This is a genomic window from Micromonospora sp. NPDC005171 (genome assembly GCF_040608575.1).
GTDB lineage: Bacteria > Actinomycetota > Actinomycetes > Mycobacteriales > Micromonosporaceae > Micromonospora.
Genome location: NZ_JBEXIM010000028.1, coordinates 34,415 through 49,224, shown reverse-complemented (window position 1 = coordinate 49,224; position 14,810 = coordinate 34,415). Strand labels below are relative to the sequence as shown.

Here is a 14,810-nt window from a genome sequence, read left to right as displayed (position 1 = left end):
CAGTTCGATGTCGGTTCGATTGCCGCCCGCCGGACCGGCGGCGACGGCGTGAACGACAGGTGCCTCCCTGGCCGGAGGGATCGACGGGACGCCGGCCCGGACCTAGCATGGCGACGAATGGATCTTCGAGATCGGCCCCTGCCGACCCCGGCAACCAGCCCAACCGAAGGGAGACGCGCATGCGTCGACCCCGTCATCTGGCACTCCTGAGCGTCGGCGTGTCCGGCGCTCTGGTCCTCAGCGCAGCCCCACCAGCGGCTGCGGCTCCGCCCACGCCCACCACGCCCACCGGCATCGTGGTCAGCGACGGCATGACCCAACCGGTGTTCTCGCTCGCCGACGCGATCGAGGAGCGGGTTTTCGTCCAGACCCCTGTGGACACCGACCACGACGGACGACCCGACCGGGTGGCGATCGACATCTCCCGCCCCCGGGAGACCGCCACGCAGGGCTTCAAGGTGCCGGTCATCTTCGAGCACAGCCCGTACCGCAAGGGCACCTGGGGCGACGTGCCGTACCCGAGCGTGCTTGTCGACGACCTCCCGCAGAACGGCCTGACCGACCGCAACGGACGCCGCGCCCTCGACGCCGGTGCACAGCGGGCCCAGGCCAAGGCCAACCTGCCCGGCTCGCTTGACGACTACTACGTGCCCCGCGGGTACGCGGTGGTGCTCGGCCAGAGCGTCGGCACCGGCGACTCGGACGGCTGCCCGACCAGCGGGGACCAGGCCGAGACGCTCGGCACCAAGGCGGTCATCGACTGGCTCAACGGGCGGGCGAAGGGGTACGACGCGAACGGCGCCCCGGTCACCGCCGGCTGGACCACCGGCGCGGTCGGCATGACCGGTGTCTCCTACAACGGGACGCTGCCCAACCAGGTGGCCACCACGGGCGTCAAGGGGCTCAAGACCATCGTGCCGGTCTCCGCGATCAGCAGCTGGTACGACTACTACCGGGCCAACGGTCTGGTGGTCGCGCCCGGGACGTTTCAGGGCGAGGACCTCGACATCCTGGCCCAGTACACCGCCGGGCAGGCCCGCGCCGAAGGACCCTGTGCCGACGAACTCGCGGAGATCACCGCGAGGCAGGACCGGATCACCGGCGACTACTCGACGTTCTGGCGCGACCGCGACTACCTCGACGCGAGCGACGTCAAGGCCAGCGTCTTCGTCGTGCACGGCCTCAACGACTGGAACGTGAAGACCGAGCACTTCGCCGGCTGGTGGGACGAGCTCGCCAAGCGCGACGTCCCCCGCAAGATCTGGCTGCACCAGGGCGGGCACGGCGGTCCGGGCAGCAGCGCGTCGGTGACCCTGCCCAGCGGGCAGACCTGGACCTACAAGCAGACCGAGAACCGCTGGTTCGACTTCTGGCTGTGGAACGTGCGCAACGGCATCATGGACGAGCCGACGGCGGTGCTCCAGCGCGAGGACCGCGCCTACACCACGTACGCCAACTGGCCCGACCCCGCCGCGCGCGAGGTCGGCCTGCGCTTCGCGGCCACCGACACCACCACCCCCGGCGCGCTCACCACCGGCAAGCCGCCGAAGGCCAGGATCGAGCAGAGTTTCGTCGACGAGGGCCGGACCATCCACCCGGACACGCTGGTGTCCAACCCGGACACCGCGAGCGCCAACCGGCTCGCCTACCGCTCCCCTGAGCTGACCCAGAGCGTACGCATCTCCGGGCGTCCGGAGATGCGACTGCGGATGGCGATCGACAACAAGCCGGACGCGAACCTCACCGCGTACCTGGTCGACTACGGTCCGGCCGGGTCGACCGCCGCTCCGACCGTTGTGACGCGAGGCTGGATGGACCCGCAGAACCGCAAGAGCGCGGCGCGCACCCAGCCGGTCAAGCAGGGCAAGCTGTACGACTACCGGTGGACCATGGAGCCGAAGGACTACATCTTCCCGGCCGGGCACCGGATCGGGGTCGTCGTCTTCTCCAGCGACCAGGAGTACACACTGCTGCCGTTGGGCGGCACCGAACTGCGGGTCGCGCCGAACGACAGCGAGCTGCGACTGCCGGTGGTCGGCGGGCGGAGCGTCCTCGGCTTCTGATCAGCTCTGCGAACGGGTGGGGCGGTCCGACGACTCGTCGGGCCGCCCCACCCGCACGTCTGGACCGCTCTGCCCCCGTGGCACCGCGCGTGCTGCCGAACCGCGCCGGCTTCGTGCGGCGCTGCCTCTGGCCGGTCCCGCCCTGCCCCCGAGTCGGCCCGGTCAGGCGGCGCGAACGACGCAGACCGGCATGATCCACTCGACTTTCATGATGTCGGGGTATCCCCGGCACCCGGACACCGCGACTTCCAGGAAGCCGAGTCGATCACCCAAGCTGGCCGCGGTGTCTGTTTCGCCGCGTCGGCAGGCTGGGAGGATTGTCCGGTTTGCCGTTGGTGTCGAGTGGCCGGGGCCACCCCGGCTGCGGAATCGCGGGCCGGGCACTGTCGTTATACCTGGCAGGCCACCGCGACTGTCCAGGTCGTGGGGCGCGGGGCAGCCGCCGGGAACATCCGGCAGGCCACCCCGGTTACATCCCCCGCAACGCCGAGCAGGTCCCCCGGATCGCCGACGTTGCCGTGAACTTCCCCCGCATCACCGCCCGCCCCCGGGTGTTGTGGTGTGGGCACCCCCGATGCAGAGGAGCACGCCATCATGCGTACCGATCTGATCCGTAAGACCGCTCTGACCGCTGCCGGCCTCGCTTTCACCGGTGGCGCCATCGCCGGGCCGGTGACCGCCGCGTACGCCGCGTCGGACGCCAAGCCGGCCACCCAGACCCAGAGCGACCGCAAGCCCTCCGGTGAGCGTCAGCTCGGCGTGCGCTACGAAGCGCAGCCGAACTTCTACTACTGCGGCCCGGCTGCCACCCGTAACGCCCTGTCCGTGCAGGGCAAGGACATCAGCGTGGATGCCATGGCCAAGGAGATGGGCACCACCGAGGCCGGCACCAACTCGATCAACGACATCACCCCGGTGCTCAACAAGGAGACCGGCAAGAACGACGCCTACCACAGCGTGGAGATCTCCAGCCCCAACGCTGACGGTAAGCAGACCGACCGGCTGCGCGCCGACATCGTGCGCACCGTGGATGACGGCCGGGCCGTGGTCGCGAACATCGCCGGCACCAGCGTCGACACCGACGGTGGAGTGCACTCCTTCGAGGGCGGGCACTACATCAGCGTCGTCGGGTACCGCGACGGCGGGAACGTGGTGAAGATCGCCGACTCCGCCGATCCCAACACCGCCTCCTACGAGGTCACCGTCGAGCACCTCGCCGACTGGATCGCCACCCGCGGCTACGCCACCAGCTGACCCAGCACCACCAGGAAGGGCCGGACCCCACAAGGGTCCGGCCCTTCGTCGTCGTCATTTCCACCAACTGCTGTACGTATTGACAAGTTTCGACGTAGGGGCGAGGCTTGGACTGCTGAGAGCGCTCTCTCGCAATGGCCTCCACCGGCCACCACCAGTCTGGCCAGGACACACTCCGCTGTCTTCGGCGGCGGCGCCGGAGTTGCCCCTGACCCGTCCCCCGACAGGAGTCACGATGGACAGGGCCGCACCCCTCTCCGGCATCCCCCGCCGACTGCGCCTCGCCACGGCGATCGGCGCGCTGCTGGTGCTACTCGGCACGTACCTGGTATCCGCCACCGACCGGGCCGACGCCGCCCCCGGCCGAGCCGGCGCTGACTTCGGCGCCAACGTCATCCGGGTCGCCGAATTCCCCGCCGACTGCACCTACAGCCACCGGCTGCCGGACGACCCGATCGTCTTCCCCGGGCTGCCCGGGGCCTCGCACATGCACAGCTTCTTCGGCAGCACGGTGACGAACGCCAGGACCACGCTCCCCGACCTGGTCAACTCCCCCACCACCTGCAACCCCCAGGTGGACGTCTCCTCGTACTGGGTGCCGACCCTGTACCGGGACAACGTCGCCGTGGAGCCGGCGATCGCCACCTTCTACTACCTGGGTGAGGGCGTACGCGCCGACGTCGTCGCGAACACCCAGCCGTTCCCGCAGGGGTTGCGGCTCGTCGCCGGCAACGCGAAGGCCACCGGGCCGAACGACAGCATCGCCCGCTGGTCCTGCCTGCACGCCGGGCAGGTGCCCCCGTCGAAGGACTTCGTCAACTGCCCGTCCGGCACGATGCTGGAGTCGTACCTGGACTTCCCGCAGTGCTGGAACGGCCGCGACCTCGACTCACCGGACCACAAGAGCCACCTCGCGTACCCGGTGAACCAGGCCTGTCCGAGCACCCACCCGGTGCACGTGCCGAAGTTGCGCCAGGTGCTCCGCTATCCGGTCACCGGTGACCCGTCACGGTTCCGGCTGGCCTCCGGCCCGGGCTACACCATGCACGGCGACTTCTTCAACGCCTGGCCGGTGGCCGAGCTGGCCCGCCGGGTCCAGGACTGCATCCGTCCCGTCATCAAGTGCGGCCACGACGGCCGACCGATCTGAGCGACAGACTCACACCCCGGCGGCGGGTCCGGTTCCCCCGGGCCCGCCGCCCCCGGGCGGAAGGAGGTCGGATGCGTCAGCCCACGGCGTCCACACTGCTCGCTGCCGTGGTGCTTGTCGCCGGCTGCCGCGCCGGGCCACGGGACACGGCCAACACCACCACACCACCCGTGACCGCGCCAGCGGTGACGACCGCAACGACACCCACGGGTACGGCGGGATCGTTCAACCCCACCGACATCGCCTGGCTGCAACTGACGGTGGCGATGACCGAACGCCTGCTGCCCGTACTCGATCTGGTGCCGGCACGGACCACCGACCCGGTCTGGCGGCGGACGGCCACCCAGCTCGCGACCGCCCAGCGCGCTGACCTGGACCACGCCCGCCGGCTGCTGGCCGACGCCGCCGCGCCGACGACGAACCCGCACGAGGGGCACGACATGCCGGGCATGGTCACCGCGCAGGAGATGACCGCGCTGCGAGCGGCCAGCGGACGGCCGTTTCACCGCCTGCTCGCCGGGCACCTGCGGGCGCACCTCGCGCAGGCGGTCCGGATCGCCACCGCGGAGCAGCAGAGCGGAGTTCAGCCGGCCACCGTCGCGCTGGCGGCAGCCGTGGTCCGAAATGGCGCCGCCGACCTCGCACGACTCGATCACCTCGACCCGGTGTGACGGCGGGGGGTGGACCGGGCCGGACTCAGCCGCGAGCGGTGCGCGCGCGACCGGACGGGACACCGCCGGCGAGGCTCAGGCGGCGTAGCGGGCGGCGAGGTCGACGACCCGTCGGGCGGCGGCCACCATCGCACGGTCGGCGAACCGGCCGTCGGGCAGGACAACGGTCCCCGAGTCGCGCTGGTGCGCGTCCGCCACTGCGGCCAGCAGCTCCGTGGCGCGGGCCACCTCCCGCTCGGCCGGCCGGAACGCCTCGACGATCACCGGAAGCTGGCGGGGGTGGATCGCCGCGCGGCCGAGGAAGCCGAGCCGTCGACCCGCCGCGCAGGACGCGGCCAGACCGGCGAGGTCGACGACATCGGCGTAGACCGACATGGCCGGCGGGGCCAGACCGGCCGCGCGGGCCGCGACCACCACCCGGCCGCGCGCCCAGAGCAGCCCGTCGTCGTCGCTCACCCCGAGGTCCGAGCGGAGGTCGGCCTCACCGAGCCCGATCGAGGCCACCGCCGGGTGCGCAGAAGCGATCGGGTACGCGGCCTCCAGCCCGGCCGCCGACTCGATCAGCGGGTGCAGTGGCACGTCGACCCGCTCGGCGAGGGCCGCCAGTGTCACGGCCGACTCGACCTTCGGCAGCCGCAGCCCGGCCAACCCGGGCCGGCCGGCCACCGCCGCCAGGTCGGCGTCGAGGTCCGGGCCGGTCAGCTCGTTGACCCGGACCTGCACAGGCACCGGGTGCGCCTCGGCGAGGAACTCGGCGACCGCGTCCCGGGCGTACGCCTTGCGCCCGGCGACCACGGCGTCCTCCAGGTCGAGGATGACCGCGTCGGCGCCCGAGGCGACCGCCTTGGCGAACCGGTCCGGGCGGTCGCCGGGCACGTAGAGCCAGCTCAACAGCATCAGAGCACCCCCCGTTCGCGCAGCGCGGCCAACTCCTCGGCGCTCAGGCCGAGCGCGCCGAAGACCGCGTCGGTGTCCTGGCCGTGTCGCCGGCCGGCGTGCCGGATCTCGCCCGGTGTCTCGGCGAGCCGGAACGGCACGTTCTGCATCCGTACCTCGCCCAACTCCTCGTCCGGCACGGTGCGCACGGTGCCCAGCGCCGCGTACTGCGGGTCGGCGAGGATGTCGCGCACGTCGTACACGGGCGCGACGGCGGCCTGCGCCTCCTCGAACGCGGCCACCACCTGGTCGCGGTCCCGTTGGGCCACCCAGGCGCTCACCGCCGCGTCCAACTCGTCGGCGTGCGCGGCCCGGCCGCTGCCGGTGGCGAACCACGACTCGTCGATCAGCTCGGGGCGGCCGACCAGCCGCAACACCCGCTCGGCGATGCTCTGCGCGCTGGTGGAGACCGCCACCCAGCGCCCGTCGGCGCACCGGTAGGCGTTGCGGGGGGCGTTGTTGTTGGACCGGTTGCCCAGCCGGGGCTGGACGTAGCCGAGCTGGTCGTACCAGGTGATCTGCGGCCCGAGCATCGCCATGATCGGCTCGATGATGGCGAGGTCGACCACCTGCCCGGTGCCGGTGACGTCGCGGGCCCGCAGGGCGAGCATCACCGCGTACGCGGCGGCCAGCGCGCTCACCGAGTCGGCCAGCCCGAACGGGGGCAGCGTGGGCGGCCCGTCCGGTTCCCCGGTGGCGGCCGCGAACCCGCTCATCGCCTCGGCGAGGGTGCCGAAGCCAGGCCGGCGGGCGTACGGGCCGACCTGCCCGAACCCGCTGATCCGGGTGATCACCAGCCGGGGGTTGACCGCGTGCAGCTCGGCCGGGCCGAGCCCCCACCGCTCCAGTGTTCCGGGGCGGAAGTTCTCCACCAGCACGTCGGCGTCGGTGAGCAGCCGGCGCAGCAACGCCGCGCCGTCCGGGTCGGAGAGGTTGAGGGTGACGGTGCGCTTGTTGCGGCCGAGCACCTTCCACCAGAGCCCGACGCCGTCGCGGGCCGGGCCGTGCCCCCGTGACGGGTCCGGCTTGGCCGGATGCTCCACCTTGATCACGTCGGCGCCGAAGTCACCGAGGAACGCCGCCGCGAGTGGCCCGGCGAAGAGGGTGGCCAGGTCGACGACAGTGACCCCGTCCAGTGGCGCGGTCACCGGGTCACCTCCGGCAGGTCGGCCGCGCAGCGGAAACCCACCTGTTCGGAGCGGGCCAGACCGGCGCCGGTGAGCAGCAGCTTCACCGAGACGTCCGCCGGTTGCGGGCCGCCGTCGAGGTACCAGTCGGAGCCTTCCGCCCGGTACTGGGCGCCGCCCTTGAGGATGGCGAACCGGGTACGTCCGTCGGAGTGCTCGCTCTCGGTCAGGTTCCACACCAGCGGCTCCCGCCGCACCAGCAGCCCTGCCTCGGCGGCGACCTGCCACTCGTCCTCGGTGGGCAGGCGCAGCCCGGCCCACGCCGCGTACGCCCGCGCGTCGGCCAGCTCGACGCCGGTGACCGGGGCGCCGGCCGGACCAGAGCCGGCGGTGAACCGCTCCGGGCGCACCGGGACGTAGCCGCTGGCGCGCAGGAACTCGGCGTACTCGCCGTGGGTGACCTCGTGCACGGCGATGGCGAACCGGCCGAGTCGCACACTGCGCCGCAGCGTGCCGGGGTGGTGCAGCCGCGGCGGCAGCGGCTTCCACTCGTCGACGTAGGGCGCCTCGCCGTACAGCCCGGTCTCCCGTACCCGGTGCCGGACGACCAGGTCGTGCCGGCCGCCCTCGACGGCGACCAGCCCCGGCGGCACCTGCGGTCGGGGTGCCCACGGCGTGCGGAGGCGCACCGCGGCGCGGGCCGGGAAGGACGGGTCGCCGGTCGGCGGTTCGTGCCGGTGCGCGGCGGCGACACCACGCGCCACTGCCGCGATCGCGCCGGCCGGCAGCGGGCCACCCACCGCCAGTCGACCGTCGGCGGTCTCGGTGACGGTCAGCTCGGCACCGGCGACCAGGTCCACGAAGTGTCGGCCGGCGCCCGGGTCGGTGACCAGCCACGGGCCGTCGTGGTCCGCGCCCCGGTTCACCACAGTCCACAGCGGCTCGTCGTCGTGCGTCCAGCGGGACGCGTACACCTGGCCGTCGCCGGGATGGTCGGCGAGCGGCACCCAGTCCTCGGCGCGCAACCACGCCGCGTGGCTGGTCTGCACCCGGCGCATCGCCCGCAGCACCGCGCGGTCCCGCTCGTTCCAGCCCACCCAGACGCCGAAGACGCTCTCCCAGACCAGCACGCCGACCCCGTTGAGCCAGGCGGAGTGCAACTCGTCGAGGTGGTCGCGGTGCCAGCGCCGGGTGTGGTGCAGCACGTGCCGCCGCTCGAACCACTTCGCCCGCAGCACGCCGGGCACCTCGGAGTCGGCGAACCACTGCGCCCAGGACATCGCGTGGTCGGCGATGCGGGCCAACGGAACTCGGCTCTCGCCCTCCAGGACCAGGCCGGGGCGCACCGCGTCCAGCGCGGCCCGCAACTCCCCGGCACCTTCCTTGAGGGTGTCCAGGAAGACCCCGTCGACGCCGAGCTTGCCGGCCAGCGTGGCGACCTCCTCGGCGTCGCTGCCCGACTCGCGCCGGGTGCCGGTGTCCCACGGGTTGTAGTCGACGAAGACCCGCACCCCACGCCGCTGGAACGCGCGCACCACAGCGGGCAGCTCCGGCACGTCCCGGTACCAGTCGAACTGGTTGCGGTCGTCGAGGCCGATCACCGGGTACGCGTGCCACAGCACCACCCCGTCGAAGCCGCCGAAGTCCCGCCCGGCCCCGTCGAGGAACTCGTCGACGGTGAAGACGCCCCGCTCGTGGTCGTAGAGCGTCTCGTCCCAGAGCCAGGCCAGGCAGACGCTGAAGCAGTCAACGGCGATCTCGTCGTAGTGCTCGCCGACGTAGCCGATCCGGTCGCGGGCGTCGACCCGCCACCTGGCGATCTGCTCCCGCCAGGCCGGCCAGTCGGCCGGGTCGGTCGGGGCGGCGAAGATCTTCGCCTCGTCCAGGGTGCTCAGGTCGGCGTGCCCGCCCAACGGCACCTCGGTCGGCCTGTCGATCGGGCGTGGGACGTACGGGTTGAAGCTCACGGTGCACCTCGGTAGGTCGCGTCGTAGAGGGCGTCGATGGCCGGCCGGTCGGGCAGGGCGGTGGACGCTCCGGGCCGCTGGGCGCAGGCCGCACCGGCGGCGCAGGCCCAGCGCAGGCTTGCCGTGACGGTGTCCTCGCTGCTGGCGCCGCCGCGCTCGGCCCAGCCCACTGCGAGCGCGCCGGTGAACGCGTCACCGGCGGCGGTGGTGTCCACCGCGTCGATCCGCGGCGCAGGGACCGTCGCGCGAAGGCCGTGCCGATCGGCGTACGCGGCGCCGCGCGCGCCGAGGGTGAGCACCACCCGGGGCACCAGCTTCAGCAGGGCGTCGAGCAGCACCGGGGGGTCGTCGGAGGCGACCTCGGCGACGACCGCCGCCTCATGCTCGTTGACCACCAGCACGTCGACCAGGTCGAGCAGCGCGGCGGGCAGCGCGGCGGCGGGCGCGGCGTTCAGCACCACTGTGGTGCCGTCGACCCGGGCCCAGCCCGCCGCCTGGATCACGGCGGCCAGCGGCACCTCCAGTTGCAGCAGCAGCACGTCCGCCGCCGCGATGGTCGCCCGGTCGTCCGCGTCCAGCTCGGTCAGCGTGCCGTTGGCGCCGGGCGCGACCACTATGCAGTTCTCCGCGTCCCGGTCGACGGCGATCAACGCGACACCGGAGGGGCCGGCGACGGTCCGCAGGCCGCGTACGTCCACGTTGGCGTCGACGAGGCTCGCCCGCATCCGGGTACCGAACTCGTCGTCGCCGACCGCGCCCACGAAGTCGCAGGCCGCACCGGCCCGGGCGGCGGCGACGGCCTGGTTGGCCCCCTTGCCGCCGGGCACGGTCCGGAAGTTCTCCCCGAGCACCGTCTCACCGGGGCGAGGCAGCCGCGACGCCGTGACCACCAGGTCCAGGTTGCTGCTGCCCACCACCGCCACGCGCGCGCTCATGCCGCACTCCCTTCCGTGCCGCTCCCCGGCTGCGCCAGGGCGAGGGTCCGCTCGGCCAGCTCGTCGAAGCCGATCCCGTCGAAACCGGCGATGCTGCTGGCCAGCCGGTTGCGCAGCGGGGCGACCCAGCGGGCCGGCAGCCCGGACGCGCCGGTGAGCGCTCCGGTCACCGCGCCGACCGTCGCGCCGGTCGAGTCGGTGTCCCAGCCGCCGCTGACCACCGCGGTGATCGACCGCTCCAGGTCCCCCCGCCCGTACGCCAGGGCCGCGGCCACCAGCGCCGCGTTGTTGCGGACGTGCACCCAGTGCAGGTGGCCGTGTCGTGCGTACAGCTCGTCGACCACGCGCTCCCAGTCGTCGGTCTGCGCGCCGAGGGCGCGTGCCTCCCGGACCGTGGCGGCGAACCGGCTTCGCGGCGGCAGCACCGCCTCGGCAGCGTCCAGCACCTCGTCCACCGTGTCGGCCACCGGCGCGGCGGCGGACAGCGCCGCCGCCCAGAGCGCGCCGTGCACCCCACCCCGGACGTGGCTGACAGCGGCGTCCCGCACCGCCAGCTCGGCGGCGCGGTCCGGCCGGCCGGGGTTGACCCAGCCGTACACGTCGGTGCGGATCTGCGCGCCGATCCACTCCCGGAACGGGTTGTGCCGGCGGGCGCTCTGCGGCGGCGCGTACCCGAGCAGCAGGTTGCGGTAGGCCACCCGCTCGGCGGTGAAGACCCGCCCGCCGGGCAGCCAGTCCAGCCACGCCTGCGCCACGTCGGCGCTGGTGAAGCCCCGACCGTGCGTCTCCAGCACGCGCAGGGCCAGCAACGCGTAGTTCAGGTCGTCGTCCTCGGGCATGCCGTCGATGTTCTCGGCGAGGCTGGTCGGCGCGCTGCGCCGGTTCCATGGCCAACGGGCGGCGACGTCGGCCGGGAGCCCCTTCGCGGTGAACCAGTCACGCAGTGGCCACCTGTCGGTCGCGGTGAGGATCTCCCGGATGCCCTCGCGGGGGATCTTCTCCACCGGCTTGCCGAGCAGACACCCGACCGCCCGGCCGAGCCACCCGCCGTGCAGCCGGTCGTACGCCGCCTCGGACGGCAGCGACCAGGTGGCCGGCCAGCCGGCGCGCAGCGTGGCCAGGTCGTCGACCTCGTCGGCGGTGTCGACGGCGGGCACCGCGTCGGCGGCGTCCAGCAGCTCGGTCGCGAGGGCCCGCAGCCGCGGCGACGCCGGGGTGGCCGACGCCCCGCTGACCGGCGGGGTCAGGTCCCCGCCGGCCGTCGTCCACCGTTCGGCGAGGGCGGCGACGTCGCGCCCCTCGTCCCGGCTGGCCGCCAGCTCGTGCGGCAGCAGGTCCTCCGGTTGAACCCAGGTGATCCTCACCGGGTCTCGCCCCCAGCCTCCCGGGTGGCACCGGCGGCCAGCCCGGCGAAACGCTCCGCCCGGCGGGCGAACCGGGCCTGGTCGCGTTCGAAGACCTCGCCGGCCACCGTGGCGAGCACCCGGGCCGGCTCCACCAGGTCGGTCCTGGAGGCGGTGGCGACCACCTCGGACCACTCCGCCGGCACCGCGTCGGCGCCACCGAGCGCCCCGGCGATGGCGGCGGCCATGGTGGCTGTGGAGTCGGCGTCCCGGCCGTAGTTGACCGAACCGAGCACCGCGGCCCGGAAGTCACCGCCGGCCACCACCAGCATGCCGAGAGCCACTGGCAGCTCCTCGATGGCGTGCAGGCGACTGGGCCGCCGCGCGCCGAGGCCAGGGCTGCGGTACTCCTCCCCCACCGTGTCGTAGGGGGCGACGGCGGCCCGCAGCGCCGGGATGGCCTGCTTCCAGTCGTGGTGGCCGCGGGCCTCCTTGACCACCGCGTCGATGGCCGCGCGGGTGCCGTCGCGGGCCAGGTCCAGCGCTGCCGCGACGACGTCCTCGACGCCCGCGCCGGGGGTCGCGGCCGCCGCGACCGAGGCCGCGAAAACGGCTGCGGCTTCCCGCCCGTAGCTGTGCTGGTGCGCGCCGGCGATCTCCACCGCCTCGGCGTACGCCCCGGCCGGGTCGCCCGCGTTGACGATGCCGACCGGGGCCATGTACATGGCCGCGCCACAGTTGACGATGTTGCCGACCCCGGCCTCGCGCGGGTCCGCGTGGGCGTGGTGCAGTCGGGTGACCAACCACCGCTCGGCGGCCGCGAGCCGGTGGAAGGTCACCCCGTCGCGCTCCAGGTCGGGGATGTACACCACCCGCTCGATCAGGTCGGGCACCAGCAGCTCCACCACGTCGTACGCGTCGAGGTGGTCCCGTTTGGCCGCGTACGCGCGGACCAGGGCGTGGGTCATCAACGTGTCGTCGGTGATGTGCCCGTCGCCCTTGTGGTACGGCGCGAGCGGCCGCGCGGTGGCCCAGTCGGCGTGGTACGGGGGCACGATGCCCTCGACCCAGCCGCCGAAGCGGGTGCGGATCTGCTCGGGCAGCGCCGTTTCGGTGGCGCCGCCGAGGGCGTCTCCGACCGCGGCGCCGACCAGGCAACCAACCGATGTGTCGAGCAAGAGTGACATGTCGTTACCTCAGAACCTGCTTGCCACCGTCGACCAGCTGCGTGCCGAGCTGATCGAGGGTGATCTTGTTGGCGAAGTACTGCTGGAGGGCCGGGGTGGCGTACTTGGTCTTCCACTCCGGGTAGCCGTCGGCCTGCTGGAACGGGGCGACGGTCAGGTCCGTGGCGCTGTCCGCGGCGACGTCCCAGCCCTGCTTGCCGGCGGTGAGCTTGACCAGTTCCTCGTTGGCCTGCTTGCCGGTCGGCACCAGCCAGTCGCCCTTGGCCAGGGCGGCCATGTTGGTCGGGTTCAGGAAGTACTCCAGGAACTGCGCGGCCTGCTTCTTGTGCTTGCTGTCCTCGGAGATCGACAGCGTCTGCGGGTTGGCGGCCTGCTTGGTGGAGAGTCCCTTGACCGGGGGCAGGGTGACCCACTCGAAGCCGGCCGGCGCCTGCTCGACCATTTGCTGGCGCAGCGACACCGAGCCGGGCAGCATCGCGTACTTGCCGCCGAAGAAGCCGGGCAGGGTGTCCGCGCCGCTCATGCCGAGCGCCTCCGGGGAGGCGGACTTGGCGGTGTAGAGCATGTCGTGGATCCGCTTCGGGACCTCCTTCTCCGCGTCGCCGACCTTGACCTCGGTGCGCCCGCCGTCGTCGTAGAAGAACTTGCCGTCGTAGTTCAGGGCCAGGTTCAGCACCCGGTTGGTCGGCGACTTCAGCGCCCAGGCGGCGCCGTACTGGCCGGGCTTGGTGAGCTTCTGCGCGTTGGCCTGGAACTCGTCCCAGGTCCAGCCGCCGTCGGCCGGCGGCACCGCGACACCTGCGGCGTCGAGCAGCTTCTTGTTGGCGATGACGACCTGCGACTCCAGCAGGAACGGCACACCGGTGACCTTGCCGTCGACGGTGGCGGTGTCCCAGATGCCCTTGTCGATCTGGCCCTTCAGGTCGTCGGAGACCAGGTCGGAGAGGTCGGCCAGGTAGCCCTGCTTGCTGAACTCGCCGATGGCGGACGCCTCGTAGTGCACGATGTCCGGCGCGTCGCCGCCCTCGAACGAGGTGAGCAGCTGGTCGTGCACCGAGTTCCAGTCACCCTGGACGTACTCGACCTGGATGTCCGGGTGCTCGGCGTTCCACTTGCCGACCAGATCCTTGTTGACCTGCAACGACTCCTTCTGCCAGGCGAGGCTGAGGAAGCGTAGCTTGACCGGGCCGGAGGTGGCCTCGTCGTCGTCGCCGGCACCGCACGCGGTGAGCGCGCCGAGGCCGATGACCGCGACCGCGGCGGCCGCCGCGAGTCGACGGAATCGGGTACGGAGCATGGGGGGTTACCTCCTTGGTGGTGGTGGTTGGGGGACGGGTCAGCCCTTGACCGCGCCCGCGAGCGACCCGGACGAGAGCCGGCGCTGCATGAACGCGAAGAAGATCAGGCTGGGCAGCGTGGCCAGCAGTGAGCCGGCGGCCAGTGGTCCCAGCCGGGCGGTGCCCTCGATGCCGACGAACCGGGCCAACGCCACCGGCAGGGTGGCCAGCTCCGGGGTCTTGATCAGCACCAGGGCGAAGAAGAACTCGTTCCAGGCGGAGATGAAGGAGAACAGCGCGGTCGCGACCAGGCCCGGGGCGAGCAGCGGGAAGACCACCCGCCGCAGGACCTGCACCCGGGTCGCGCCGTCGACCGAGGCGGCCTCCTCCAGCTCCCTCGGGATGTTGCGGACGAAGCCCTGCAGCATCCACAGCGCGAACGGCAGCGCCCAGACCACGTAGATCAGCACCAGCCCGGCGTGCGTGTTGGCCAGGCCGACCTGCCGCAGCACCAGGAAGATCGGGATGATCAGCAGCACGAACGGGAAGAGCTGCGACAGCAGTACCCAGCCCAGCGCGGCGGTGCCGAGCTTGGAGCGGAACCGGGCCAACGCGTACGACGCCGGCATGGCGACCAGCACGGTCAGCACCGCCGAGGCGAGGGAGACCTGGAGGCTGTTGAGCGCCGCCCGGCCCAGTTCCTGCTCGGTGAAGGCCTGGACGAAGTTCTGCACCGTCGGGTTGTCCGGGATCAACGTCGGGTGCAGGCGTACCAGCTCGCGCGGCGGTTTGAACGCCGTGGAGAGCAGCCAGACCAGCGGGAACCCGAGGAAGATCAGGTAACCGGCGAGCGCCAGGTACTGCAGCGTCCTGCTCGTGCGGCTCGGTTTTCCGAACATG

Annotated in this window: 12 protein-coding genes; 4 read left to right on the top strand and 8 right to left on the bottom strand. The window is 72.6% G+C overall.

The window, feature by feature from the left end:
* Positions 1 to 179: 179 nt before the first annotated feature.
* The 4 genes from ABZU74_RS25480 to ABZU74_RS25465 all read left to right on the top strand — a co-directional run bounded on the left by ABZU74_RS25480 (position 180) and on the right by ABZU74_RS25465 (position 5,138).
* Complete coding sequence (locus tag ABZU74_RS25480; RefSeq protein WP_355428602.1) at positions 180 to 2,063, top strand: Xaa-Pro dipeptidyl-peptidase; 1,884 nt, start codon at positions 180 to 182, stop codon at positions 2,061 to 2,063.
* A 594-nt stretch (positions 2,064 to 2,657) separates the two neighbouring features.
* The gene (locus ABZU74_RS25475; protein WP_355428599.1) at positions 2,658 to 3,317 is read left to right on the top strand and encodes a C39 family peptidase; all 660 of its coding nucleotides are present in this window, start codon (positions 2,658 to 2,660) and stop codon (positions 3,315 to 3,317) included.
* 235 nt (positions 3,318 to 3,552) lie between these two features.
* Complete coding sequence (locus tag ABZU74_RS25470; protein ID WP_355428596.1) at positions 3,553 to 4,467, top strand: DUF1996 domain-containing protein; 915 nt, start codon at positions 3,553 to 3,555, stop codon at positions 4,465 to 4,467.
* Positions 4,468 to 4,538: 71 nt separating this feature from the next.
* Positions 4,539 to 5,138 (top strand): DUF305 domain-containing protein, encoded by a 600-nt coding sequence (locus tag ABZU74_RS25465; protein ID WP_355428593.1) that lies wholly within the window; start codon positions 4,539 to 4,541, stop codon positions 5,136 to 5,138.
* 75 nt (positions 5,139 to 5,213) lie between these two features.
* On the opposite strand, the gene ABZU74_RS25460 is transcribed toward ABZU74_RS25465, so the two are convergent.
* From ABZU74_RS25460 to ABZU74_RS25425, 8 genes are read right to left on the bottom strand one after another with little or no spacing between them, the layout of a single operon-like run.
* A complete protein-coding gene (locus ABZU74_RS25460; RefSeq protein ID WP_355428590.1) occupies positions 5,214 to 6,035 on the bottom strand; it encodes a CoA ester lyase in 822 nt (273 codons plus the stop codon).
* Positions 6,035 to 7,222, bottom strand: coding sequence for a CoA transferase (locus tag ABZU74_RS25455; RefSeq protein ID WP_355428587.1), 1,188 nt, complete (start codon positions 7,220 to 7,222; stop codon positions 6,035 to 6,037). Before ABZU74_RS25455 ends, ABZU74_RS25460 begins: the two co-directional genes overlap by 1 nt.
* Complete coding sequence (locus ABZU74_RS25450; RefSeq protein WP_355428584.1) at positions 7,219 to 9,168, bottom strand: SUMF1/EgtB/PvdO family nonheme iron enzyme; 1,950 nt, start codon at positions 9,166 to 9,168, stop codon at positions 7,219 to 7,221. Before ABZU74_RS25450 ends, ABZU74_RS25455 begins: the two co-directional genes overlap by 4 nt.
* A complete protein-coding gene (locus tag ABZU74_RS25445; RefSeq protein ID WP_355428581.1) occupies positions 9,165 to 10,103 on the bottom strand; it encodes a ribokinase in 939 nt (312 codons plus the stop codon). The genes ABZU74_RS25450 and ABZU74_RS25445 overlap by 4 nt, the downstream gene beginning before the upstream one ends.
* Positions 10,100 to 11,467: an ADP-ribosylglycohydrolase family protein gene (locus ABZU74_RS25440; protein WP_355428579.1), complete on the bottom strand. Its 1,368-nt coding sequence runs from the start codon at positions 11,465 to 11,467 to the stop codon at positions 10,100 to 10,102. The genes ABZU74_RS25445 and ABZU74_RS25440 overlap by 4 nt, the downstream gene beginning before the upstream one ends.
* Positions 11,464 to 12,633, bottom strand: coding sequence for an ADP-ribosylglycohydrolase family protein (locus ABZU74_RS25435; RefSeq protein ID WP_355428576.1), 1,170 nt, complete (start codon positions 12,631 to 12,633; stop codon positions 11,464 to 11,466). The genes ABZU74_RS25440 and ABZU74_RS25435 overlap by 4 nt, the downstream gene beginning before the upstream one ends.
* 4 nt (positions 12,634 to 12,637) lie before the next feature.
* The gene (locus ABZU74_RS25430; RefSeq protein WP_355428573.1) at positions 12,638 to 13,930 is read right to left on the bottom strand and encodes a sugar ABC transporter substrate-binding protein; all 1,293 of its coding nucleotides are present in this window, start codon (positions 13,928 to 13,930) and stop codon (positions 12,638 to 12,640) included.
* A gap of 39 nt (positions 13,931 to 13,969) precedes the next feature.
* On the bottom strand, positions 13,970 to 14,809 hold the full coding sequence (locus ABZU74_RS25425; RefSeq protein ID WP_196923637.1) for a carbohydrate ABC transporter permease: 840 nt from the start codon (positions 14,807 to 14,809) through the stop codon (positions 13,970 to 13,972).
* Position 14,810 lies beyond the last annotated feature (1 nt).

What these genes read in the sequence shown, in the direction of transcription:
- ABZU74_RS25480 (WP_355428602.1), top strand. Translation starts at nt 180, where the DNA reads ATGCGTCGACCCCGTCATCTGGCACTCCTGAGCGTCGGCGTGTCCGGC.
- ABZU74_RS25475 (WP_355428599.1), top strand. Translation starts at nt 2,658, where the DNA reads ATGCGTACCGATCTGATCCGTAAGACCGCTCTGACCGCTGCCGGCCTC.
- ABZU74_RS25470 (WP_355428596.1), top strand. Translation starts at nt 3,553, where the DNA reads ATGGACAGGGCCGCACCCCTCTCCGGCATCCCCCGCCGACTGCGCCTC.
- ABZU74_RS25465 (WP_355428593.1), top strand. Translation starts at nt 4,539, where the DNA reads ATGCGTCAGCCCACGGCGTCCACACTGCTCGCTGCCGTGGTGCTTGTC.
- ABZU74_RS25460 (WP_355428590.1), bottom strand. Translation starts at nt 6,035, where the DNA reads ATGCTGTTGAGCTGGCTCTACGTGCCCGGCGACCGCCCGGACCGGTTC.
- ABZU74_RS25445 (WP_355428581.1), bottom strand. Translation starts at nt 10,103, where the DNA reads ATGAGCGCGCGCGTGGCGGTGGTGGGCAGCAGCAACCTGGACCTGGTG.
- ABZU74_RS25435 (WP_355428576.1), bottom strand. Translation starts at nt 12,633, where the DNA reads ATGTCACTCTTGCTCGACACATCGGTTGGTTGCCTGGTCGGCGCCGCG.
- ABZU74_RS25430 (WP_355428573.1), bottom strand. Translation starts at nt 13,930, where the DNA reads ATGCTCCGTACCCGATTCCGTCGACTCGCGGCGGCCGCCGCGGTCGCG.
- ABZU74_RS25425 (WP_196923637.1), bottom strand. Translation starts at nt 14,809, where the DNA reads ATGTTCGGAAAACCGAGCCGCACGAGCAGGACGCTGCAGTACCTGGCG.